This is a genomic window from Acetobacter sp. UBA5411, assembly GCF_002409645.1.
In the GTDB taxonomy this organism is placed as follows: Bacteria; Pseudomonadota; Alphaproteobacteria; order Acetobacterales; family Acetobacteraceae; genus Acetobacter.
The window spans coordinates 1-23,456 of sequence record NZ_DHNR01000015.1 but is presented as its reverse complement, the minus strand read 5'-3'; the positions used below and the strand labels follow the sequence as shown (position 1 = coordinate 23,456).

The window sequence follows — 23,456 nt, the reverse complement described above, 5'->3', positions numbered from 1 at the left end:
GCAGACTGGGCTGAACCGTTTCTGTTGAAACCTAGGGTGCCTCAACTTACGCAGAAACAGAACCTTTGCCGGTATCTAGTTTTCTTCTGCGAAAAAGGTTCTGATCTCTTCCACAGCCGCAGCAATCCCGAGCCGATGCGGAATGACGCCCGAGGGAAAAGCGCTGAGCAACCGGGACGGCGTGCGTCGGTCGAGCAGAACAAACACGCCGCGATCCGTGCGTGTCCGGATCAGGCGACCAAAAGCCTGCCTGAGTCGCAGGCGCGCCAGCCGGTCATCATAAAGGCGGGGATTACCCTGCGAGAGATGCATTCGCCGCTCACGATGCAGAATATCCGGGCGTGGCCAAGGCACCCGTTCGAACGCCACCAGACGGAGCGCGTGTCCCGGAACATCCACACCATCACGCATCGCATCCGTGCCAAGCAGACAGGAATCTGTCTCCGTGCGGAACACGTCCACCAGCGTGGTATTGTCCATCGCATCGACATGTTGCGCGTAGAGGGGAATACCCTCTTCCTCCAGAGGTGCTGCAATCTTGCGATGCACCGTGCGCAACCGCTCAATCGCCGTAAACAACCCGAGCCCGCCGCCTCCGGAAGCCAGAAAGAGCGCCTGAAAGGCCGCAGCCAGAGTGTCCGGGTCATCATGCGCGACATCGTTGACGATGAACACGCGGGTTTGACGGGAATAATCGAAGGGACTGGCGAGAGAAGCCCGCAATGCCGGAGACGGCAGATGGCTGGCTCCGACACGCGCTTCGGCGGCTTCCCATATCTGTTCAGCTTCGGCGGATTGATCCGTGTCCGTCTCGTCACGCAGGGTCGCGGAAGTGATCAGCAGCCCATGAGCGGGCGCGGCCAGCACGGCGGCGAACGGCAGGGTCGGATCGAGCCAGTGCTGGTGCAGACCAACATCCTGCTCGCCCCGCCTCTGTCCCTCCCGCGCTTCAAGGCGGATGAAACGGATGAACTGCGGCGGCCCCACTTCGTCGGGCGGGGTGCAGAAGGTGGTGAGCATCGACACCCACCCGTCGAGACGGCCGATGGCGCGACGCTGCAACGACCGGATCATCGCTTCGATGCGGGCGCGGGCGGCGGTGTCGAGGGTGTCCGTGTCCTCGCGCAGCTTGTCTTCCAGCCGGTTGACGAGTGTACGGAGCGGTTCGGCGATACGGCTCAGCGCCCGGGCGAGCGTGTCGGCGGCCTCGCCAAGACCGTCGATCATCGGATGCAGATCACACTCGCTGCCATTCCGACGCACCGGGCCGTTGCCGACCGTGCGGGCCAGAACCTGATCGCGCAGGAGACGCAGCACCGTTTCGGTTGGATTGTCGATGACCGGCTCAACAAGCTGAACCGGTGCAGGGACAGGAAAGAGGGAGGCCGTCACATCTTCCGGTTCGGGCGGTTCCTCCGGCCTGTCTGTTTGTGGTTCGATCCACAGACGCCCGGACCAGCCCGGTGCAGGAAGTGCTTTGGCCGCCAGAAGAGCAGCCTCCAGTGGTGTTTCAAGACGTGGATTGCCTGCGACAAGATCATCAAGACGGCGACGCAATCCCCTCGCCCGTGAACGGCTACCCTCCGCACCGAGCAGCCAGCGCCGGAGTTCCGCCGCTTCCAGACCGGACAGTTCAAGCGCAAACGCCCCGTCCGCTGCATCGGCGAGATGATGCCCCTCATCGAACACATAGCGCGTGGGGATGCCGTCCTCGTCTGGCACGGCTTCTTCAGGCGTCGCCTCAGGTTGGTCACCTTGTTCCAGCGCAGGCAAGCCCTGCGACTGCCCCCATGCCGCCTGCGCCATGACCAGCGCATGATTGGCGATCACAAGATCCGCATCCTGCGCGCGTCGGATGGAATGTTCCACGAAGCAGCGCTGATAGTGCGGGCAGGCGCCGTGGATACATTCGCCGCGCCGATCGGCTGTGGCGGACAGCACACCATGCCCGAGAATATCCCCGAACCAGCCGGGAAGATCACCGCCGAACAGATCGCCTTCCATCGTCGCCATTCCCCATCGGGCCAGCAGAGCGAGGGCAATGACCGGTCCCGGGCCACGCGTGGGGGCGATGTTCACCGCCTCTTCCATGTTGAGCAGGCAGAGATAGTTCTCGCGCCCCTTGCGCACGACCACATGGTTGCGACGCACAGCGGGATCGGGATGCAGGCGCGCCGTTTCCGCTTCGATCTGGCGCTGGAGATGGCGTGTATAGGTGCTGATCCAGACCGCGCCGCCATTGCGTTCGGCCCAGAGGCTGGCGGGAGCGATATAGCCGAGCGTCTTGCCTGTGCCCGTTCCGGCCTCCGCCAGCACGACACGCGGGAAACCCATCCCCTCGCGCGGTTCGAAGGCGTGTGTGGCGACATCGGCGAAATCAGCTTGTCCCACCCGGATTTCCGCATCAGGGCCGAGGATCTGACCCAGCCGGGTCCGGGCCTCAGCCGGCGTGACCGGGTTGGAGCCGGGCGGCGGACGACGCGCCGTGTCCTCCCATTTCGGAAGCTGATCCCAGATCCGCAGCGCCTCACCGGGTTGCATCGCTTCACGCGACACCGGACCGGTAATCTCCAGCGCTTCCATCACCGCACCGCTCCAGACCCAGCCTGTCTGCGCCAGACGGGTTGCGAGGGCGACAAGGAACGGATGAGAGGACGTATTCTTCAGGGCACGCAGGTCCGTCAGCAGACGTGCTGCGAGGTCCGGCAACGTATTCGCCTCGACGCGCCGCCCATCAAAATCACCAAGTCCGAGCGCAATGGCGAGTCCACGCGGCGTGGGTGCGACAGAGCGGGCGGGGTGCACAAAGGCAAACAGTTCGAGCAAATCGAACCACGGCGCTGGCTGTCCGGGTGGCGTCATGCCCAGCATCCGGGCCGTCGCCGGGGCATGTACGACCAGCGGTGCCGGTTCTTCCTGCAGGAACTGCTTCGCCCGCGTCCGGTTAAGCGTCAGCAGCTCTCCGTCAACGGTGAGGCAGGAAAAGAAGCCATGACCAGCGACAAGAGCAGGCGCTTCATACGGAGAGGGAAAGGCGGCGGACATCTGGCCCACAGTCTAACGCAGGATGGCAGGGGCGCAATCCGGAAGCTGGATCGTTCCGGTTTGCTCTGATCGTGCAGTTTCTTTCGGCCACAAGGAATCCGGAGCGATCTTGCTGATTATTGGCCTGTCGACCTCCATGCCCCTTTAGAAGCAGTCTTTTTTGATTCCACGCAGGCAGAGAGTCTAAACTGCAAGTCATATTTATTCTGTGGGAAGCCTGCCGTCATGCCGTTCTACAATTGCCGGAAGATGTTTCTTCTCCCGGCCCTGCTCCTGTCCAGTCTGTTTGTGAACTGTCTCCCCGGCACTGCTGGTGCAACGGATGCGGGAATAGAAGCTGACGCGTCGGTCACAACCGTTACAAAAGGCCTTACCCGTAAGCCGCTATATCCTTTCCATGTTCCGCCGGGTCAGAGTCTTGTCGGGATTGACGGCTATGTGGAGACCTCCTCCCCTTCCGAGAAATTCAGTGAAGCCCTGATCTCGCTGCATATGGCGACATCTCCCGCCTGCCCTGCACCCGGTGAGGATGTTGGCGACTATGCAGCCATCAACGCGCATTTTCCGAACATCACGCTGGCGGCCCCCATCGTCAAACAGAACGCGCCAGATCACCAGCGCGTCCCTGTCCATATTCGCCTTGCCAGACCTTTTCCGCTGAAGTCCTGCCTGTTTCTCATTCTCGACGGTTCTGATTTTACTGGCAAACCCTACACGATGACGGCGCATCTGCATGTGACCACCACGCCCACACAACAGCCTCCGGAACCCTTCGAACTCAGCGGCGCAATGTCGGACGAATTCCTCATGTCGCCGCAAAGGCATGAAACGGCCTACAAGGTTTATCATGTGCCCAAAGACAGGCTTATCTTCTCAATCGACGGCAATGTCGCAGCCGTCGCCGGTCAGGGCGTGGTTTTCCGGACGCCGCTGCACTGGTGGATGGTCTCACATTCGGTCTTTCTCGAGCATGGAGGATGCCCGCAATTTCCGCATGACGGCACCTATACGGACAATCCCGCTCTGGATGCCTTCATAATCCAACCGCAGACCACCACGCTGCACACAGTGTATCTCAAGGGAGAAGGCGTTTCGTATCCCAATACGCCTTTTACCCTGCAACCAAAGGACCCGATCCTTGTTCGCAAGGGAGATTGTCTGATTCATGGCGTAAGGGCGATGGGTGCTGACGAACCGGCTGGTCGTCCGGCGGACGGGATCAACACGGAAAGCCAGATTTTCATGGAAATGACACCGTAAGAGAGAAAAGTCCAAGCCACGAAATCCGTTTCCTTATTTCGTCCCAATTTTAGCAGGACACCCTTGATGACGAAGTTTGAGTTCCAGCAGGTCGATGTATTTTCAGCGACGCCTTTCAAAGGCAATCCGGTCGCTGTTGTTCTCGGGGCAGACGATCTGACGACAGAACAGATGGCGGCTTTTGCCAGTTGGACCAACCTGAGTGAAACAACGTTCCTGCTCAAACCGACTTCGCCGGAAGCCGACTATCGGGTCCGTATCTTCACTCCCGAAACAGAATTACCCTTTGCTGGTCATCCCACGCTGGGAAGTTGTCATGCATGGTTGACGGCTGGAAACCATCCCTGCGGCAAAACAATCATTCAGGAATGTGGCATCGGTCTTGTGCCCATTCGTCGTACGGAAGAACGCCTTGCTTTTGTTGCGCCAGAACTCCTTCGGTCCGGTCCAGTCGACGAAGCGCTTTTAAATCGTGTTGCACACGGACTGAAGATTCCACTTTCATCCATCCAGGCATCCGCGTGGACGGATAATGGTCCCGGCTGGCTCTCCGTTCTGCTTGGTTCCCGAGAAGAGGTTCTGGCGCTTGAACCGGATTACGGGAGTCTGATGGATCTGGGCATTGGTGTCATTGGCCCATGGAACCCAGCCACTGACGGAACGGAAGCACAATTTGAAGTGCGTGCTTTCGCCATGAACTCTGGTGTCAACGAAGATCCTGTTACTGGCAGTCTGAACGCCGGACTGGCTCAATGGCTGATTGGCAGCGAACAAGCGCCCCAACATTATATTGCCAGTCAAGGTGTCCGGCTCGGTCGGAATGGTCTGGTGCATGTTGATTACGAGAATGGAAAAGTCTGGGTCGGTGGTTCCACCATCACAAGAATTACAGGGATGCTTCAGGTCTGAAATCCACCTGTACAACACAAAGGATCGGCAGTTCTCATTCAGTTCAGCAAGTTAAACTGAATAAGACTCAGCGTATGTTAAATGGCGGAGATCTTACGACAGACTGGTTCCGATACTACTCAAGGAACACTTCGGTAATCCTGTCCGGCCAGCCGCCTCAATCAGATGCTCTGTTCCGCTGGACAAAATGAGCCTATCGATCTCCCCAGCGCCTGAATGATCTTTCCCGGATCAGTCAGGGCGTATTTCACATGCAGCGGTATTCCGGGATGGAAGGAAAAGCGCCTGGGCAGCACGGGTCTCATTCCGCAACACCCGGCACAGATGGCCGAGCCGCGATGACCCCGCTTCATCGCCGCGTGTGATCAGCCAGTAGGTCCGGAGCAGGCTGATTTCCTCCGGCAGGACACGCACAAGTCCGGGCGTTGATTCCGCGACAAACGCAGGCAGGACGCCAAGACAGAGTCCGGCCTGAACGGCTGCTTTCTGCGCCTGAATGCTGGAGTTCTGAATCCGGACCTGCCGGGAGTCGATGCCAACCTCAGCCAGATAGTCCAGAGCAGGCGAGAAAACGAGTTCATCGACATAACCTGCGAATATATGATCAGCGAGGTCTCCCCGGCGCCTGACCGGCCCATGTCGCCGCAGATAATCGGGGCTGGCATAGATGAACAGGCGATAGTCCGTCAGTTCTTCTGTATGAAACCGGTCTCCGGAAGGACGGGTAAGGCCAATGGCGAGATCAGCCTGACGACGGGAGAGAGAAACGATCTGCTGGATTGTCACCATCTCCACGGTCAGATCCGGATTGGCCTCCAGTAGCGCTCCGATCCGTGGGGCGAGGAAAAAATTCCCGAATCCTTCCAGCGCGCTGATCCGCACTGTTCCGGACAGGCCACCTCCGGCACCGAACGCCACCTCCTGCGCCTCACGTTCCATCGCCTCGACACCGGCCAGCAACTGTTCACCTTGTCGTGTAAGACGGTAGCCGCGCGGGTGCCGCTCAAAGAGCGTGGCGTCCATTGTCTGCTCCAGAGACTGAATTCTCCGGGCAACCGTCGTGTGCTCCACGCCCAGCTCCCGAGCGGCCACAGACAGCGCTCCACCGCGGGAAACAGCCAGAAAATACTGAAGATCACGCCAGTCGAGCCCTCGTCTTCCGTGCATACTTCGCTCCTTCGCAGCCCACATTTCGAAATATCTGTGCATTTTTGCACATGGGGTGGGCGAAAACGCCAGATTTTCTGTCCGATTGCACCGTGCCAGACATTTTCATCCGCACAAAAGAGATGGAGCAGGACCGAGGTCCGGAACTCCATCCGCGAAAAGGGGAATTCTAATGACTGCACTGGTCCTTCCACCTTTTGTCCGCCTCGGGGGCGGCGCGCTGAACGACCTTCCGGACGCCCTGCAACAGGCCGGTCTCAAAGCGCCTTTCATCATCACCGATCCGTTCATGGCTTCAGGCGGCGTGCTCGAACGGGTCAGGGGCATTCTCGAACAGGCCGGATACACCATGCGGGCCTTTACGGAGACCGTACCGGACCCGACCGTCGCATGCGTGAACGCCGCCCTCGCCGCGCTGCGAGACGGTCAGCATGACTGCGTGATCGGACTGGGCGGCGGCAGCCCGATCGACACCGCCAAGATGGTCGCCGTGCTCGCACGACATGACACCACGCCATCCGGTCTCAAGGTTCCGCATATCCAGAACACGCCGGGCCTGCCGGTCATCGCCATTCCGACAACCGCCGGAACAGGGTCGGAAGCCACTCGCGTCACCGTCATCACCGATGAGGTGTCTGACGAGAAGATGCTCTGCATGGGACCGGCCTATCAGCCTCACATCGCCATCGTGGATTATGAACTAACCCTGACGATGCCACGCAGATTGACGGCTGATACCGGCACCGATGCTCTGACTCATGCGCTGGAAGCCTGGGTTTCGAAAAAAGCTTCTCCCTTCACTGATGCTCTGGCTCTGACCGCGATGCAACGGATCTGGAAATGGTTGCCCGTTGCCTGTGAGGAACCCGGCAACCGCGAAGCCCGCGCCGCCGTGATGCAGGGCGCTTTCGAGGCTGGCATGGCGTTCTCGAACGCCTCCGTTGCTCTGGTTCATGGCATGAGCCGCCCTATCGGGGCGCACTTCCATGTGCCGCACGGCCTGTCCAACGCCATGCTGCTGCCAGAAATCACGGCGTGGTCCCTGTCCGGCGCACCGGAACGCTATGCAATGGCCGCCCGCGTGATGGGAATTGCCGAGGCCGGAGCATCCGATGCCGCTGCGGGCGAGGCTCTCGTGGTGGGGCTACGTCGCAGAAACCGGGAAATCGGCGTGCCGACGCCGAAAGAACACGGCCTCGATGTCGCCCGCTGGGACAACCTGCTGCCGTTGATGGCCGAGCAGGCGCTGGCTTCCGGATCGCCCGCCAACAATCCGCGTGTACCGACGGCACAGGACATCGTCGCACTCTATCACCGCGTCTGGGCCGCATAATGTGCGCCGCATAACCGGGAGGACCGCAGCATGAGCAGCGCTATAACCTCTTCCAAAACACGTTCGATGCATGGTCTGGTTTTTGCCTCCAGCGTCGGCACCATCATCGAATGGTATGATTTCTTTCTCTATGGCTGCCTCGCCATTTTCTTCGCGCAGATGTTCTATCCGCCGGGTAATGGAACAGCCGCTACGCTGATCAGTGTGGCGACGTTCGCAACCGGTTTCGCCGTCCGTCCGCTAGGCAGTCTGGTCTTTGGTCATTTCGGAGACCGCTTCGGACGCAAGATCACTTTTCTCACCACCCTGCTGATCATGGGCTGTTCAACAGCCGCCATCGGTGCGCTGCCTGATTTCAAAACTGCCGGTTATGTCGCGCCGGTTCTGCTCATCACGTTGCGGATCATTCAGGGGCTGGCTCTGGGCGGTGAATATGGCGGGGCTGCAACCTATGTCGCCGAACACGCTCCAGCCACAGAGCGCGGCAAATGGGCGAGCTATATTCAGGCCATGGCGTCCGGCGGCTTCGTTCTGGCGCTGGGTATCGTCCTCGGGCTACGTCTGGGCCTTGGCGAGGAGAGCTTCACCGCATGGGGCTGGCGACTGCCATTCCTGTTTTCCATTGTGCTGGTCGGCGTTTCTTTCCGCATCCGTCTCCGGCTGCATGAGTCTCCTGTGTTTCTGGAGATGAAGGAAAACCAGCAGGTCTCCTCTTCGCCCATCCGGGACGCCTTCACCATTCCCGGTAATGCGCGTCGCATCCTGACCTTTCTGTTCGGTGTCGCCTGCGCTCAGGCGGTGACGTTCTACACAGCCCAGTTCTACGCGCTGTATTTTCTCGAAAGCGTCCTGAAGGTCGCCTTTCTGCCCGCAACACTCGCGGTAGCGGCCGGTGCGTTGTGTGGTCTGCCGTTCTTTGTCATCTTCGGTCGTCTGTCAGACAGTATCGGGCGCAAGCCGCTTGCCCTGACCGGCATGGCCGCTTCCGCCGTTCTCTACCTACCGCTGTTCATGGTTCTGAAATCCTGTGTCCATGACGATGGAATTGACGCACTTCCTATCGCCACCATCGTATTTGCTCTCGTGGTCATCGCCGCGCTGATTTACGGGCCTTATGGCGCGTTCATCGTCGAGACCTTCCCGGCAGCAGTCCGATACACCTCGATTTCCATTCCCTACCATATCGGGAACGGTATTTTCGGCGGCTTCCTGCCGCTTATCAGCCTCAGCCTGGTCTCACGCACCGGAAACGTCTTCGCCGGTCTGCTCTATCCCGCAGCAATCTGCATCATCGGTTTCTTCGTCACGCTATTTTTCGTGCCTGAAACGCTGCCTTCCGCCGTCAATGGCGAAAAACGCAGAGGCATTTCCCTGTCTCACGAAACGCTGTCTACCGCGACGACCCAGACCGCCGAGTAACTCCCGATTTCCCACTCTTTCTTGATAAGGCAAAGAAAAATGAAAATCATTCCTCACTTCATTAATGGCCAGAAAACCGAAGGCGCAGGCCAGCGCCGGTCGGATGTCTTCAACCCCGCAACCGGCGCGGTGCAGGCTCAGGTCGCGCTCGGTGATGCCGTGGATCTGGAAGCGGCTGTTTCCGCCGCACGGGCCGTCTTTCCGAAATGGGCCGACACGCCAGCCCTGACCCGCTCCCGTATCCTGTTCCGGGTCCGCGATCTGGTGGAAAAGCGTGCCGATGAACTTGCCGCTGTGATTTCCGCCGAACATGGCAAGACAATTCCGGATGCAAAGGGCGAAGTCACACGCGGCATGGAGGTCATCGAGTTCGCCACAGCGGCTCCGGAAATTCTCAAAGGTGAATATACCGAGCAGGTCAGTCGGGGCATTGATGCCTGGACGATGCGCCAGCCACTCGGCATTGCCGCAGGTATCACGCCGTTCAATTTTCCTGTCATGGTTCCGCTCTGGATGGCCCCGATGGCGATTGCGACCGGCAACTGTTTCATCATCAAACCTTCGGAGCGCGATCCTTCAGCGTCCGTGATGCTGGCAGAGATTTTCAAGGAAGCCGGCCTACCTGACGGTGTGTTACAGGTGGTGCATGGTGATAAGGATATGGTCAACGCCATCCTTGAACATCCCGAAATCAAGGCTGTCAGCTTTGTCGGTTCCACGCCGATCGCAAAGCATGTTTATGCAACGGGCACGGCCCACGGCAAACGCGTGCAGGCTCTGGGCGGAGCGAAGAACCACGCCATTGTCATGCCGGATTGCGATCTCGACAAAACCGTTGACGCTCTCACGGGTGCAGCATGGGGTTCGGCTGGCGAGCGCTGCATGGCGATCTCAGTCGCCGTCGCGGTGGGACCTGTGGCGGACGCACTTGTGAACAAGCTGGCCGAACGGGCCAGAACGCTGAAGATCGGCCCCGGCGAGGATGGCAGCAACGATATGGGGCCGCTGATCACGGCGCAGCATCGCGAGCGTGTATGCAGACTGGTGGATTCCGGCGTCGAACAGGGAGCGACGCTGGTCGTGGACGGGCGCGAACATGTCATTTCCGGGCATGAGGAGGGCTTCTTCACCGGAGCATCGCTTTTCGACAATGTCACCTCTGAGATGAAGATTTATCAGGAGGAGATTTTCGGTCCGGTTCTTTGTGTCATGCGCGCTCCGGATTTTGAAACGGCCCTCAAGCTGGTGAATGAAAGCCCGTTCGGGAACGGAACCGCCATCTTCACCCGCGATGGCGACACCGCCCGCAATTTCACGCATCGCGTTCAGGCGGGAATGGTTGGCGTCAATGTGCCGATCCCTGTTCCCATGGCGTTCCATTCTTTCGGCGGCTGGAAAGACTCACTGTTTGGAGACCACCACATGCACGGACCAGAAGGGGTGCGCTTCTTCACACGTCTGAAGGCTGTCACCAGCCGCTGGCCGGAAGGTATCCGCGGCGGTGCTGAATTCTCCATGCCTACGCTGGGATAATATCGGGAACTCCCGCTGAGAATTCCTGAAAAGGACGTTTCGTTGTCATGTCGGTTTGAAACCCGAGGTGACAACGAAACGCGAGAACATTTCGCAAAACCTTACGAAAACGGTGTTACAACCGCTTCCACTTGCGATGCTTCCTGACGGCGTCTGCTCTTCTCAACATCTGCAAGCATCGTCACCGCCATCTTCTCCCACAGGATATCAGTCTGTCTCACCTGCATCTTTGGAACGACTGGCCCCGCAACAATGAGCGCCTCCAACGCATTCGTCAGGACAGTCACATCGACATCACACAGGGTCACACCCGGCAGGCCCGCAAACTGTTCTTCCAGCCCGCCCACACGTGTAGCCAGCACCTGCTTTCCTGCGGCAATGGCGACGGCTCCCACACCGCTCTGGCTGGCTTCACGATAAGGCAGGACCATCGCGTCGGCCCAGCCAACGAGACTGGCGATTTCCTCTTCCTCCACCCAGCGGTTTTCCACCGAGACATGCGGAAGCGCCGCAAGTTTTCGCAATTCACTGGAGTCAGGGCCACTGCCGACGATGCGACACTCATATTCCAGAGTTGATGGCAGGCGCTTCAGTGCTTCGAGAAGCAGGTCCAGCCCCTTGTAGGACAGAAGTCGTCCGAACATGAGCAGTCGCACAGGACCGGGCAGTCGTTCGACAGGTGGCACCCTGCTCTTTCCGTGCAGGGCCGGATAATCGAACGGTGGCAGGCTGGCGACCATGATTTCGCGTTCCTGCATCCCCACCTGTTCCCGCAACTGATGGGCGACATGGTGCGTGAGAGCGACGATACCCTGCGCCTGCCGGATCAGGATATTCTGCAATGTGTGCTGGAGAGGAAAACCATCGCCGGGATGGGGAAGCGCGTCGTGGACGACGACGACCAACGGCACACCAGCACAGCGCAGGGCACACGCCATCAGAAGATCAATTGGCCCGGTCATGGCGCAGATCGCCAGATCAGGTTGCCAGAGCCGCAGCTTTTTCAGCAGTCGCGGGATGACGACCGGTGCGCCGAGCAGCCGCATCACTAGCCCGCTCAGGCTCCCATAGGTTTCCACCTGCCATACCGTCATCGCGTCATGGGGAAAACCGGGAGCCGTGAGGATTTCGGCACGACGAGACAGGGACAGTATGACTTCTCGCCCCGGCAGACGTGCTATCGCTTGAGCAAGATTGAGCCCGAAACGCGGGCCGCCGCCACGCCGCCCCCACTGCCACACCAGAACCCGTTTCATCATGCTGACACACGTTGCATTTGGGCGTGCATCGGCTCCCGACGTGTCAGCGCGTGGTGAGCCGCCAGCAGTTCACTTCCTGAAAACCGTTCGGCAGCGACACGCGCGGCCTGTGCGCCCAGCCTCTGACGCAAAGCCGGATCATCGGCGACACGAGACAGCATCTCGCTCGCGGCTTCAATATCCGCCTCGGCCCAGACAGCGCCTTCCGCTTCAAAGACACCACGGGGATCGCGGGCTGGCACCAGACGGTAAGGAACGGGCAGGCCGCACTCCGCGTTTAGAAATTCCGACGTTGCCGACCAGTCGGTTGCGACCACGGTGCGTCCCAACTGCATGGCTTCCGCCGGAACCAGTCCGAAACCTTCGCTACGATGCAGGGAAAGCACGATGTCGGCGCATCTGATCAGAGCCTGCGAGTCCTCTGCTGGAAACAGCCGTTCCTCAATGCGGATATTCCTCGCGCCAGCAATGGCGGCTCTTAGACGCTCCATATCCTCCGGATAATGCCCGGCATGTGAGACTTTCAGCAGCAGGAAACGATCTGGACGCTCACCGAAAGCCCTGCGAAACGCCTGAATAGCCGCTAGCGGATTCTTGCGCTCAAAGCTGGAAGCCAGACTGAAAGAGACCAGCACGACAACAGCATCGTCCGGCAGGCCGAAAGCACTGCGTTCAAGATGCGAGGGGCGAAGCGGGGCAGCAGCCAGAGCATGAGGAACCACCCTCACCCGACCGGGCATGATCGTTTCAAGCGCACGGGCGGAAAACAGCGACGGCGTCCAGACCTCGTGAACACAGCCCACAGCCGTCTTCCAGAGCGATGGGACGACCGGCAGTTCCCACGCCCAATATCCGATGATGCGGCGATTGCGCAGAAATCCACGTCCCAGCTTCAACAGCACAGAAGGCAGAGAGGGGGCGTTGACGTGGACGATCAACGGCGACTGGAGTGGTGCGTCCAGAGGGGCTGACGCTCCCTCAAGCAGGCTGGCCTGAAAGCTACTCGCGGGAATGCCCAGCGCCTTGCAGGCCCGCAGCATGATACGTGCGCCTTCGCCCAGACCTGACGCTCTGTTGATCTCTCCTCCAACGAGCAGATGCGCGCCAGCGATGGGTGCCGGATGCTGCGCTTTTGGCGCCAGCCACGACGTCAGGCCCGCCGCCCCGCGCCTGCGTGGCTCTGCGGGCAGCTTGCGCCAGAGGCTGTGTAAAGGATGATACTCTTTGTCAGAGAGGGGATTCAAATCCAGAAAATCCGCATATTCTCAAAAAATATTCAAATCTTTCAAAGACTTGAACTGATCCCTACCCGTGCCGCAAAAGCTGCGGCACGTCCAGTCGTCACAGACGGTCATCACTGCATGATACGGGATTGCAGCGGAGGCCCAGACGTGAATACTCTCCCCGCATGGATGACGCCCTCGCCCCCTTCCCGGCTCCACACCCCGGCTCGACCGACAGCGTTGCCATGCTGGGTCACATCGTGTCGTTCAACACGACCAGCACGCATTCCAATCTCCCGCTGATCAACTGGATTGGTGAGTGGATGGATGCTCACGGCGTCTTCTGGAAACTCAGCTATAATCCCGAGGAAACCAAGGCCAATCTGCACGCCATCATCGGGCCGCGTACGGCAGGTGGCCTTGCTTTTGCCGGGCATGTCGACACGGTGCCGGTCGAAGGACAACACTGGTCATCCGATCCGTTTCAGCTTCATGAAAGTGGCACCCGACTGACCGCTCGTGGAGCGGCTGACATGAAAGGCTTCGTCGCCTGCATGCTGGCGGCCGTGCCGGATCTGGCGGCCATGGACCTGAAACGTCCCATCCATATGCTCTTCACCCATGACGAAGAGATCACCTGCAATGGCGCACGCATCGCCATGCAGCAGGCGCAGACAGACCATCTCCTGCCGTCATGGTGTGTGGTGGGTGAACCGACTCTCATGCTGCCGGTCATCGGTCACAAGGGGCGTCTGTCAGTGCGTCTGACTGCTCGCGGCAAGGCTGGTCACTCCGCCTATCCCGAGGACGGTGTAAACGCGCTCCATGCGCTTGGTGAAGCCATGGCGTGGGTGGCCGAAGAAGCGCGGCGTTTTGCCTTCGAAGGAAGACAGGTCGACGGGTTTCATCCACCTCACTCCACCATCCAGATCGGACTGGCCAGCGGCGGTGTCGCTCTCAACATCATCCCCGCCCATGCGGAAGCCGAGATCGAGTGGCGTACCGTTCCCGGTGATGACGCGCACGCTCTTCTGGATCGCATGAAGCAGGCGCTGACCAGAACCGACCAGTGGATGAAGAAAGCTTCCCCCGAATGCGGACTGACTTTCGAGGTCATCAACGACCTGCCTCCCCTCGCCCTCCCCAACAATGATCCGCTCGCTACGGTGGTCAGGCAGTCCGTCGGAACCAACGCGGAGGGATTCATTTCCTACGGAACGGAAGCCGGCATTTACCAGCAGGCTGGGATGAGGAGCATCGTGTGCGGTCCCGGCAGTATCGAGCAGGCGCATCGACCCGATGAATGGATCGAACGCAGTCAGCTGACGGCCTGCGACCGCTTTCTCCGCGACATGACCCGTCGCGTCTGCCTTGCCGACACAGCGCCTCTTCCCACCAGTACAATGTGACGCCGGGTAGCCGCACATCATGGAGCCCCCCACGTCAGGTCGAGACTTTTCAGTCCGCACTACTCCTAAAAAGCGGTTATCCGAACAGCTACCTCCTACATCACGCACCCTTCCCTCTTTGCCTCTCGAACTGCCGCAACCAGACCTCTCTCCCTGGTGCGAAGGAAATGTCGGCATTCCCGGCGTGTATCGCCTGACCGCTGCCCTGCCTGGCCCGCACGTCGCCATCACGGCCCTCATGCATGGAAATGAGTATGCGGGAGCGATCGTTCTTGCCGACCTGCTCAGGCGCGGCTTCGTGCCCCGGCGCGGCACATTGTCGCTGATCTTTCTCAATCTGGCTGCATTCGCCCGCTTTTCTCCGCAAAACCCGATCATGTCCCGCTTTGTCGATGAAGACATGAACCGGCTATGGGACACGCCGTCTGCCAAGTCGGTATCACACTCCAGCGAACAGGCCCGCGTGCGCCAGCTTCTGCCTTATATCGAGACGATCGACAGACTTCTTGATCTGCATTCCATGTTATGGCCTGCCGACCCGCTCATGCTGGCGGGTCCGTCCGAAAAAGGCGTGTCTCTGGCGGCGTCCATCGGGACGCCTCCGCTCATCGTGGCGGATGGCGGACATCGCGCCGGACCGAGACTGATCGACATGACACACTTCACCAGCCCTCATTCCGCGGCGCAGGCCTGCCTGCTGGAGGCCGGTCAACACTGGACATGGACTGCTCTGAAAACAACTCAGGACACTGTCCGTCAGTTTCTTTCTGTTTCGGAAATGGACAAAGAGAGCAAACATTCTGAAGAACCACTTACGATTGCCGACGTCACGCACCGGATCACCGCTCACACGGGGCATTTTCGATTTATTCATCCCTTTGCAAGCGGTACTGTCATTCCAGCACGCGGCACACTGATTGCGCAGGACGGCCCGGATGAAATCCGCACCCCTTACGATCATTGCCTGCTGGTGATGCCAAACTTTCGGACTGCCCGAAATCACACGGCTGTAAGGCTTGCCCGTATCCGATCATGACAATGGCCTGAAAGAACTTCCTTCAGGCCATTGTCTTTTCGATTACTGCATTCTTTCCTGCGCAGACCGACCGGTTACGAGATTCTCGAACTGCTCGGGTGGCTGCGCCGTAATGCCGCCTGCCGGTTTGGGATAGTGCAGGTTACCATACTGCAAAACATCAAACGTCATTGTCTCGTCAGGAGTTGGCAGCAGCCTGTCATTCCAGCCACCTCCTGTTGAGCGGATCAGACCGACAACCGCCTGCTCGGCCCGAACAGCAACTTCGACTTCCGCAATACGCGCATCAAGAGCCGCTTCCTGTGCCACAATCGCCTCAAGATAGTTCGAGAGCCCACCTTTATAGAGCGTTATTGTCATGTTCTGCATGTCCATGGCCGTACCAACAGCACCCTTGAGACGCATATCCTCCTGACGTAGCAGGCGAACACGGGACTGTTCATCTTCCACTTCCCGGAATGCTGAGAGAATGGTGGAACGATAGGAATCCCGCGTCTCGCGATAGACCGACCATGAATATTGAAGTGCAGCACGCCGCAGACCGCCTTCAAAGATTGGCATCGAAGCCGAGGCCCCATAACTCCACATACTGTTGGCCAGTTTTGCGAGATCAAAACCGTTGGCGTTGAAACCACCATTCGCACGCAGGGAAATGTGCGGATAGAAGGCCGCCCGTGCGACACCAATCGAGCGATTGGCCTGCGCCATCACACGTTCGGCAGCAGCGATATCCGGACGTCTTTGCAGTAGTTCCGAGGGAACACCCAGAGACACATCCACAGTCCGAAACAAGAAATTATCACGTGGCTCAATATGAAAACTTTCCGGAGCTGTGTTGGCGAGAACCGCGATCGCATGTTCCGTCACCTCACGCTGTGCCCGCACATCCAGTTCGGCGGCCTGCGCCACGTACAGTCTGTTCTGTGCACGCGCAAGATCGAGACGGGGTGCAGCCTGATTGTCCAACTGCGTGCGCGTCATGTCCACTGCCTTGCCATAATAGGCAATGGACTGACGATAGATCGCATCCTGCGCATCATATCCTCTGAGAGCGATATAATCCGATGCAAGATCAGCAGCCAGACTCAAACGGACACCGGCAAAGTCAGCCGCCTTTTCCTGCGCTGCAAATTTTTGCATCCGCACCTGATTGCGGATTTCCGACCAGAAGTCAGGCTCCCAAGAAGCAAGACCGCCATAGAATTCGTCGGTCGCGGTTGTAGCCCCTTTATAGCGGAACAGCGCGTCGGCTGACTGCTTGTTGTCGGAGGCGCCAAATGCCAGTCCGAAATGCGGCAACAGGTCTGCTCGCGCCTTCATGACCAGCGAACGCGCCTGCACAAACCGTTCGGCTGCCGCCTGAAGATCCGCATTCTGCTCAACAGCACGTTGCTCCAGATCATCCAGTACCGGATCACCGAGAAGCGTCCACCAGTTGACCGGAATCTGAAGTTCGGCTGGCGTCGCTTTGGCAAAAGGCGTCTGACCGGTCCAGCTATCTGGCACGATAAAATGCGGGGCCTCGTAACGAGGGGCGAGATCGCATCCGGACAAAGCCGCAACCGATCCCAGAGCACATACTCCCGTCATGATCCGTTTCAGCACAGAAGGAGTTCTGATCGAAAGCTGGTTCATCCTTCGATCTCCTCATCTTCGCGCTCGTAGCCTTTGGCCGGAACCACAACGCGGACTTCCTGATTGTCCAGAAGATCGGCAGGAGGATTACGAATAATCCGATCACCCGGCTGAAGTCCGGAAATCACGTCCGTACGTGTGTCCGCCATTCTGCCAACCGTGATGGACCGGAAATGCGCGTGGTTGTCATTGGACACAACGGCCACTTGCATTCCAGCCTCCTGAAACACCAGTGTAGAAGTCGGAATCTGCCAGATGCCGCCTTCTGCGGGTGATGTCAGATGCACGGAAGCAAAAGTGCCCGGCCAGAGCAGATGGTCCGGATTATCAATCGTAAATTCCGTGACAGCCGTACGTGTGTTCGGGTCGTAACCTTTGGCAATGGTCAGAAATTGCGCTTTGAATGTCCGGTTCGGAAACTGGGGAACGGATACCGTAGCAGTGAGGCCCGGCTTGAGCATGTAGGAGAAAACTTCCGGCACAGACAGAAACAGTCGCATCTTGTGCATATCGGAAACAACGAACATCTGGTTCGCATCACCATTGGCGGAATGCTCGCCACCGCCAGCGCTGACATAATCTCCCACATTGATGTCACGGGATGTCACCACGCCATCAAAAGGAGCTACTACAGTCTTGAATTTTTCAAGAGCTGCAAAACGATCCAGATTATGTTGCGATGCCTGCATTTCAGCATAACCGGATTTCCGGTTGGCATCGGCTACAGAAACAGACTGTCCGGAGACAGCCTGAGACTGTGCCATTGCATGCCAACGGTTGGCACTGACGACAGTCAGATTATACTTTGCTGACTGAGCATCCAGATCCGCCTTCGCCTGTGCAAACTGGGCATCGAGACCGGGGGCATTGATGTCGGCCAGAACGTCTCCGGCCTTCACATCAGACCCAAAATCCTTATACCACATCTTTACGTAACCAGATGCCTGTGGATAGATCGGTGCCTGATACCAGGCGTCCACTGTCCCAGGCAGCGTCAAGGCTACAGTCTTTGCGCCGGGTTCCGGCGTGACAACCTCCACATCCGGAATGGCGCTGTGTTCAGTCACCCGCGCCACCTCATGATCGGCATGCATCCGTTCAACAATAACGTACCCTGAAGCCACAACAAGAACGCCAGCAACCAGAAGCAATCCGGAATATTTACGGATCGAGCGCGCCATCACACGGCCTCCTTACGAGAAGATTTTCGGCTGTAGAAAATTGCATAGACACAGGGAACAAAGAGAAGTGTCGAAATCGTCGCGACAATCAGCCCACCAATAACCGCCTTGCCCAGCGGAGCATTTTGGGAGTTGCTGATGGACATGGGCACCATGCCGACAATCATGGCGCTGGCCGTCATGATGACCGGACGTATCCGCCCATAACCGGCTTCCAGTGCCGCCTTCAGCGGCTCCCCATGGATCGCCAGCCTTTCTCTTGCGTAATCAACGACAAGGATGGAGTTGGCTGTCGCCGTTCCCATGCACATGATGGCTCCGGTCAGTGCCGGCACGGAGAGGTGCGTGCGCGTCAGGAACAGGCTCCAGGCAATACCGGCCAACGCCCCCGGCAGAGCCGAGATAATGATGAATGGATCAAGCCAGGACTGAAAATTGACGACAATGAGAAGGTAGATCAAAACGACGGACACGATCAGCCCTCCCACCAGCTCCTTGTATGCCGAGCTCATGGTCGTCGCCTGCCCTTCGACATCCACCACGGATCCCTGTGGCACGTCTTTTTTGGTCAGCTCCACTTCACGTTTGACAGCATCGAGCACGGAGCCGAGATCTGTGCCTTCTGCCGACACATAAATATCGAAAGCTGGCATCGAGTTATAATGGGAGACCTCTCCCGGCGTACCGATTGCCTTGATCCGGCTCATCGCCCCCAGAAGCTGCATAGATTTTCCGGATGGATCGCCATCGCCCTTGTCGATGGGAATGGTCAGCAGGTCATTATAATGCGTCAGCTGATCCTGAGAGACATACGTATTCAGCGTGAAAGTTACACCCATTTTTGGGTCGAACCAGTACTGCGGATCAACCTGGGAGCTTCCCGACAAAGTCATCAGTTCGTTGTCGGCAAGATTTCCTTCGTCAATCCCGGTAGCCTGTTCAAATGTGCGATCGCCTTCCACAAAGAGGGTTGGTGTGCGCATGGTCTGCTGAAGAGAAACATCGGCTGCACCAGAGATCTTTCTGATCCGGTTCGCCAGAACGACAGCATAGTTATAGCTTGCGCGAAGATCCGGTCCGCCAATCTTGACGTCGATTGGTGAAGGTGAACCGAAATTCAGGATTTTTGCTGTCAGATCCGCAGGCTGGAAGGTGAAGACCGTTCCGGGAAAACTCGCCGACAGACCACGGCGCAGGATGGCGCGATAATCCCAGACGGGAGACGCCTCATCCGTCAACGAAATCGTCAGATCGCAATCCTGAGCACCCAGTGTCGGAGTTGGAATGAACGCCTGATTATGCGCGCCTTCTGGTAATCCACAGTTGCTGACAACATCTTCCACTTTGTTGGGGAGAAGTTCTCCGATCCTGTCACTGACAAGTGTCGCAATACGGCCAGCCACCTCGATACGCGTACCCAAGGGTGTGCGCATGTGCATCTGCAACTGACCGGATTTGATTTCCGGGAAGAAGTCGCGCCCAGCCACAGTGTAAAGACCACAGGACAGAACGGAGATTCCAAGGAAAATACCCACGAAAACCGTTCTGTTCTGAATGAGCTTTCCCAGAAAGATGCCATAGGATTCACGGAATTTGGTGAATTTCTGCTCGAACCCTTTCTGGAATCGTGTGAAGGCATTGTTTCCATGCGGGAGCGCCTCATGCTCCTCACCATGCGCACCCGGATGCACATGCCCTGCGAAAAGATATTTCGCCATCGTCGGAACCAGTGTCCGCGAAAGAATGAAAGAAGCGACCATGGCGAAGATGATGGCTTCTGCCATCGGCATGAACAGCCAGCCGGCCACACCATCCAGCTCGAAAAGAGGCAGCCAAACGATACAAATGCAGGTGGTGGAAACAAATGTCGGAATGACGATCTGGTTAGCGGCGTCAATGATCGCCTCTTCCAGTTCCTTCCCCATTTCAAGATGCGTGTCGATATTTTCGATCATGACCGTTGCGTCATCAACAAGAATACCTACAGCCAGAGCCAGACCGCCCAATGTCATGACGTTGATCGTCTGTCCGACCCATCCAAGGCCGATGATCGAGCAGAGAATGGCCAGCGGAATCGACGTGGCAATAATCACGGTTGACCGCCATGACCCAAGGAACAGCAGAACAACCAGTCCCGTCAGCGCGGCGGCCGTCACCATTTCCCGCATCACGTCGTGAATGGAATCCTTCACGAAGCCGGATGCATCACTGAGAATACTGATTTTGACGCTTGATGGCAGCACCGCCTGAAGGCGCGGCATCATCTTTTTTACGTCATCAACGACATCCAGCGTGGAGGCTTCACCGCTTTTCATGACCACCATGATGACGGCCTGCTTACCCTTGACCAGAACACTGTTGCTCTGGGGATGGCCGCCTCGATAGACCTGTCCGACGTCACGGATATAGACGACTGCGTTGCCAACACGCTTGATCGGAATATCCGCGATATCATCAAGACTTCTCGGCGTTGCGTTTGTCTGCACCATCCAGTCTGTCGGACCGATCTTCTGATCGCCCGCCGGTCTGACGACGTTCTGATGGTCCAGCGCATTCTGCACGTCCATCGCCGACAGGTGATGCGCCTGAAGCTGCTGCTGACTCAGGGAAATCATGACAAAACTGTCCATACCGCCATAAGGCTGCGGCACGACGGCTCCCGGCACTGTCACCAGCAGGGAACGAATGCGGATAAAAGCCAGTTTCCACAAATCTGACGGTGTCATCACGTCAGATGTGAGTTTCAGCGTCACGACAGGCACCGAGGAAGCTTCCAGACGCATGATCATCGGGGCCGCAATATGTTGCGGTAGCTGCTGGATGACGGTCTGTGAAATCGCGGTGACATCGGCTTCCGCCGCACCGATATCCGTTCCCGGCTGGAAATAGATTTTCACGATTCCACGACCGTAATAGGAATCGGCTTCCATATGCTCGATCCCCTCCACCGTGGAGGTCACACCCTGTTCGAAATTGTACATGATGCGCCCTGAAAACTCTTCGGGCAGCATGCCGGAATAGGACCAGACGACTGCGATGGCCGGGATTCTGATATTTGGAAAAACGTCAGTTGGTGTCTTCTTTATTGAAAGAAAACCAAACATGACAATCAGAATTGAAAGAACAATAAAGGTGTAAGGCCGCCGCAGAGCGGTGACGACGATTGCATTCATCGAACTGCCTTGCGTTAAGAGAGCAGAAGCCTGTCACCGCACCGGAAGCGGCAGCGCAGATGACTGGCTGTCCGGCCACAGGAGCGAGTGGCGTCCAGACATCTTTTGACATATCCATCTTTTCGGAATGGCTGATATAAAATTCTTTTTTAAATATGAGGCGACGCGACCTTAAACCCTGCTTCTGGTGGCAGGGTCCGCCTTACAAGCATCATGTTTTTATTGTTTTAGCTCGTGCTGCTCATTTTTTTGACCAGTAGCCGGATGCGCTGCTCGACATCCTCGTGACTGCCGCCGAGCCTGCGATCAAGCCCAAGAACGACAATACCATGCACGGCTTCATACATCGTACGGGCGAGGACAGATCGTTCCTCCACTGTGACGGGCATATCGCCAGCGAAAAGCGTGGCGATACGGTCCAGCAGACTGTCGCGCAGAGCAAGATAATCAGACGGCAGTTCTTCCTGAGCGCTCCAGCGCAAGGCGAACAACGCCTCCCAGCGGTTCAGATGATCACGGGCATAGCGGAAATATCCCAGAGCCAGCGTTTCCAGCTTCTGTGATGGAGAGCCTGACATGTTTTCCGCTTCGGCAAACATGAAGCTTCCCATTTCCAGAAGCGTGCGGGCGTTCACTTCCAGAATCACATTATCCAATCCGCCGAAAAGATAACCGAGAGACCCCAGCGCGCAGCCGGCCTTTCCGGTCACAGCGCGCGCAGAGCAGGCCCGGAACCCATCTTCAATAATGATCTGTTCCGCCGCATCCGTGATGGCGCTTCTGAGCGCTTCCGGATCCTTGCCTTTTCGCGCCATGTTTCTCTCCCCTATTCGGCCGTCCTTATCCCTTATGACATGAGACACAAAAGAAATGAACGGCGTTCATTTTCTGATTGCATTACTGAACATCGTTCATTATGAACGATGTTCAGTAATAACACAACGACACGGAACCCATCCATGAGCACATCTCACCCCACCAACAGCATCACCGTTTCCTCAAGCTGGGTCATGTTCACCTGGATCAGCTTTGTGGTCGCCCTGCTCTCCATGGCAGTTGCCGTCATCTATATGCCGATGGAAAGCTGGCTCCGGGCCTATCTGGGGCTTTCGGGACTGTTTCTGGTGCAGTCTTCCATTTCCCTGTCACGCACCCTGCGCGATCAGGCAGAATCTGAAGCAGCCAAAAATTCATAGTGGCAATGGATGACATCCTGACGGCATCAGAAAATCGACTCAGGCACACCACTTCGTTATACGGGCACTCTTCTTCAACATAGTTTTCAAGGAAGCAGTCTGTGCAGTGCGAATGGCGTAGGTCTTACGACAGACTGGTTCCGATGCTGATCAAGGAACACTTCGGTAATCCCGGCGGTATGACCCGGCAGTTTCCTTACATGAAATCGACGTTTCCATGGAAAGACGAAGATTTCATCCTTACGGCTGAGGCGCTCGTCAACCCGAACAACAAATATCACGGCCTTGAACGACAGGCTCAGGAGTATCATCGGGTCGGATCATGGCAACTGGCGGGAGAATGTTGGCTGATTGCGGCAGGTTGGCGACGCAACATGATGGATGCCAATAACGAACAGCATGTGGAAGCGTTACAGTTTGCCCTGCGTCATGTCGAATATAACAGGGCGCTGGACGAGTGGAAAAAGAAGAAACTCAGCAGAAACGCCATGCCCTATCCCGAACTGTTCGGGCTTTCTGACGACTGACACTCCAATTTCATCAAAACTGTAGAAACACCTTAAAACACTCCGCCTTTCACCACCGCCATAAAAAAAGAGAGGCACAAAGGCCTCTCTTTTTCCGTAAACCCTACAGGCGGAAATCGTATTACCGCTTATAGATCGGGAACTTTGCACA

The 23,456-nt window shown here is 57.6% G+C and carries 17 protein-coding genes; 9 read left to right on the top strand and 8 right to left on the bottom strand.

Going from position 1 to position 23,456, the window contains the following annotated elements; all coding sequences use genetic code 11:
* Window positions 1-75: 75 nt before the first annotated feature.
* Window positions 76-3,045, bottom strand: coding sequence for an ATP-dependent DNA helicase (locus tag B3759_RS04195; protein ID WP_291363912.1), 2,970 nt, complete (start codon window positions 3,043-3,045; stop codon window positions 76-78).
* A gap of 225 nt (window positions 3,046-3,270) precedes the next feature.
* Here B3759_RS04195 and B3759_RS04190 point away from each other — a divergent pair, with 225 nt between their 5' ends.
* Window positions 3,271-4,305 carry a hypothetical protein gene (locus B3759_RS04190; protein WP_291363910.1) on the top strand — a complete coding sequence of 345 codons (1,035 nt, stop codon included), beginning with the start codon at window positions 3,271-3,273 and terminating at the stop codon, window positions 4,303-4,305.
* Between the two features lie 66 nt (window positions 4,306-4,371).
* Window positions 4,372-5,214, top strand: coding sequence for a PhzF family phenazine biosynthesis protein (locus B3759_RS04185; RefSeq protein ID WP_291363908.1), 843 nt, complete (start codon window positions 4,372-4,374; stop codon window positions 5,212-5,214).
* Window positions 5,215-5,445: 231 nt separating this feature from the next.
* On the opposite strand, the gene B3759_RS04180 is transcribed toward B3759_RS04185, so the two are convergent.
* Window positions 5,446-6,381 (bottom strand): LysR family transcriptional regulator, encoded by a 936-nt coding sequence (locus tag B3759_RS04180; RefSeq protein ID WP_291363906.1) that lies wholly within the window; start codon window positions 6,379-6,381, stop codon window positions 5,446-5,448.
* Between the two features lie 172 nt (window positions 6,382-6,553).
* Here B3759_RS04180 and B3759_RS04175 point away from each other — a divergent pair, with 172 nt between their 5' ends.
* Genes B3759_RS04175 through B3759_RS04165 form a run of 3 tightly spaced genes read left to right on the top strand, consistent with a single transcriptional unit; the run spans window position 6,554 to window position 10,666 of the window.
* Window positions 6,554-7,714, top strand: coding sequence for an iron-containing alcohol dehydrogenase (locus B3759_RS04175; RefSeq protein ID WP_291363904.1), 1,161 nt, complete (start codon window positions 6,554-6,556; stop codon window positions 7,712-7,714).
* Between the two features lie 30 nt (window positions 7,715-7,744).
* The gene (locus B3759_RS04170; RefSeq protein WP_291363901.1) at window positions 7,745-9,133 is read left to right on the top strand and encodes an MFS transporter; all 1,389 of its coding nucleotides are present in this window, start codon (window positions 7,745-7,747) and stop codon (window positions 9,131-9,133) included.
* 39 nt (window positions 9,134-9,172) lie between these two features.
* On the top strand, window positions 9,173-10,666 hold the full coding sequence (locus B3759_RS04165) for a CoA-acylating methylmalonate-semialdehyde dehydrogenase (protein WP_291363899.1): 1,494 nt from the start codon (window positions 9,173-9,175) through the stop codon (window positions 10,664-10,666).
* A gap of 101 nt (window positions 10,667-10,767) precedes the next feature.
* Here B3759_RS04165 and B3759_RS04160 read toward each other — a convergent pair whose 3' ends face one another.
* Window positions 10,768-11,925, bottom strand: a complete 1,158-nt coding sequence (locus B3759_RS04160) for a glycosyltransferase (protein ID WP_291363897.1) — start codon at window positions 11,923-11,925, stop codon at window positions 10,768-10,770.
* Window positions 11,922-13,169, bottom strand: coding sequence for a glycosyltransferase family 4 protein (locus tag B3759_RS04155; protein WP_291363895.1), 1,248 nt, complete (start codon window positions 13,167-13,169; stop codon window positions 11,922-11,924). The genes B3759_RS04160 and B3759_RS04155 overlap by 4 nt, the downstream gene beginning before the upstream one ends.
* 164 nt (window positions 13,170-13,333) lie before the next feature.
* Here B3759_RS04155 and argE point away from each other — a divergent pair, with 164 nt between their 5' ends.
* Both argE and B3759_RS04145 read left to right on the top strand, forming a co-directional pair.
* Entirely contained in the window at window positions 13,334-14,557 is a 1,224-nt protein-coding gene (gene argE / locus B3759_RS04150) for an acetylornithine deacetylase (RefSeq protein WP_291363893.1), read from the top strand.
* 118 nt (window positions 14,558-14,675) lie between these two features.
* Window positions 14,676-15,593 (top strand): succinylglutamate desuccinylase/aspartoacylase domain-containing protein, encoded by a 918-nt coding sequence (locus B3759_RS04145; RefSeq protein WP_291363891.1) that lies wholly within the window; start codon window positions 14,676-14,678, stop codon window positions 15,591-15,593.
* 42 nt (window positions 15,594-15,635) lie between these two features.
* Here B3759_RS04145 and B3759_RS04140 read toward each other — a convergent pair whose 3' ends face one another.
* From B3759_RS04140 to B3759_RS04125, 4 genes are all read right to left on the bottom strand, one after another.
* Window positions 15,636-17,228 carry an efflux transporter outer membrane subunit gene (locus tag B3759_RS04140; RefSeq protein WP_291363889.1) on the bottom strand — a complete coding sequence of 531 codons (1,593 nt, stop codon included), beginning with the start codon at window positions 17,226-17,228 and terminating at the stop codon, window positions 15,636-15,638.
* On the bottom strand, window positions 17,225-18,409 hold the full coding sequence (locus B3759_RS04135; protein WP_291363887.1) for an efflux RND transporter periplasmic adaptor subunit: 1,185 nt from the start codon (window positions 18,407-18,409) through the stop codon (window positions 17,225-17,227). The genes B3759_RS04140 and B3759_RS04135 overlap by 4 nt, the downstream gene beginning before the upstream one ends.
* Complete coding sequence (locus tag B3759_RS04130) at window positions 18,409-21,582, bottom strand: efflux RND transporter permease subunit (RefSeq protein ID WP_291363885.1); 3,174 nt, start codon at window positions 21,580-21,582, stop codon at window positions 18,409-18,411. The genes B3759_RS04135 and B3759_RS04130 overlap by 1 nt, the downstream gene beginning before the upstream one ends.
* A gap of 227 nt (window positions 21,583-21,809) precedes the next feature.
* Window positions 21,810-22,397 carry a TetR/AcrR family transcriptional regulator gene (locus B3759_RS04125; protein ID WP_291363883.1) on the bottom strand — a complete coding sequence of 196 codons (588 nt, stop codon included), beginning with the start codon at window positions 22,395-22,397 and terminating at the stop codon, window positions 21,810-21,812.
* Window positions 22,398-22,541: 144 nt separating this feature from the next.
* Here B3759_RS04125 and B3759_RS04120 point away from each other — a divergent pair, with 144 nt between their 5' ends.
* Together B3759_RS04120 and B3759_RS04115 are read left to right on the top strand one after the other, a co-directional pair.
* Entirely contained in the window at window positions 22,542-22,778 is a 237-nt protein-coding gene (locus B3759_RS04120; RefSeq protein ID WP_291363881.1) for a YiaA/YiaB family inner membrane protein, read from the top strand.
* Window positions 22,779-22,921: 143 nt separating this feature from the next.
* Entirely contained in the window at window positions 22,922-23,305 is a 384-nt protein-coding gene (locus tag B3759_RS04115; RefSeq protein ID WP_291363879.1) for a hypothetical protein, read from the top strand.
* The last annotated feature ends 151 nt before the right edge of the window (window positions 23,306-23,456 follow it).

What these genes read in the sequence shown, in the direction of transcription:
- B3759_RS04170 (WP_291363901.1), top strand. Translation starts at nt 7,745, where the DNA reads ATGAGCAGCGCTATAACCTCTTCCAAAACACGTTCGATGCATGGTCTG.
- B3759_RS04135 (WP_291363887.1), bottom strand. Translation starts at nt 18,409, where the DNA reads ATGGCGCGCTCGATCCGTAAATATTCCGGATTGCTTCTGGTTGCTGGC.
- B3759_RS04120 (WP_291363881.1), top strand. Translation starts at nt 22,542, where the DNA reads ATGAGCACATCTCACCCCACCAACAGCATCACCGTTTCCTCAAGCTGG.
- B3759_RS04140 (WP_291363889.1), bottom strand. Translation starts at nt 17,228, where the DNA reads ATGAACCAGCTTTCGATCAGAACTCCTTCTGTGCTGAAACGGATCATG.
- B3759_RS04115 (WP_291363879.1), top strand. Translation starts at nt 22,922, where the DNA reads ATGCTGATCAAGGAACACTTCGGTAATCCCGGCGGTATGACCCGGCAG.
- B3759_RS04185 (WP_291363908.1), top strand. Translation starts at nt 4,372, where the DNA reads ATGACGAAGTTTGAGTTCCAGCAGGTCGATGTATTTTCAGCGACGCCT.
- B3759_RS04195 (WP_291363912.1), bottom strand. Translation starts at nt 3,045, where the DNA reads ATGTCCGCCGCCTTTCCCTCTCCGTATGAAGCGCCTGCTCTTGTCGCT.
- B3759_RS04175 (WP_291363904.1), top strand. Translation starts at nt 6,554, where the DNA reads ATGACTGCACTGGTCCTTCCACCTTTTGTCCGCCTCGGGGGCGGCGCG.
- B3759_RS04180 (WP_291363906.1), bottom strand. Translation starts at nt 6,381, where the DNA reads ATGCACGGAAGACGAGGGCTCGACTGGCGTGATCTTCAGTATTTTCTG.
- B3759_RS04190 (WP_291363910.1), top strand. Translation starts at nt 3,271, where the DNA reads ATGCCGTTCTACAATTGCCGGAAGATGTTTCTTCTCCCGGCCCTGCTC.
- B3759_RS04130 (WP_291363885.1), bottom strand. Translation starts at nt 21,582, where the DNA reads ATGAATGCAATCGTCGTCACCGCTCTGCGGCGGCCTTACACCTTTATT.
- B3759_RS04165 (WP_291363899.1), top strand. Translation starts at nt 9,173, where the DNA reads ATGAAAATCATTCCTCACTTCATTAATGGCCAGAAAACCGAAGGCGCA.
- B3759_RS04160 (WP_291363897.1), bottom strand. Translation starts at nt 11,925, where the DNA reads ATGATGAAACGGGTTCTGGTGTGGCAGTGGGGGCGGCGTGGCGGCGGC.
- argE (WP_291363893.1), top strand. Translation starts at nt 13,334, where the DNA reads ATGGATGACGCCCTCGCCCCCTTCCCGGCTCCACACCCCGGCTCGACC.
- B3759_RS04125 (WP_291363883.1), bottom strand. Translation starts at nt 22,397, where the DNA reads ATGGCGCGAAAAGGCAAGGATCCGGAAGCGCTCAGAAGCGCCATCACG.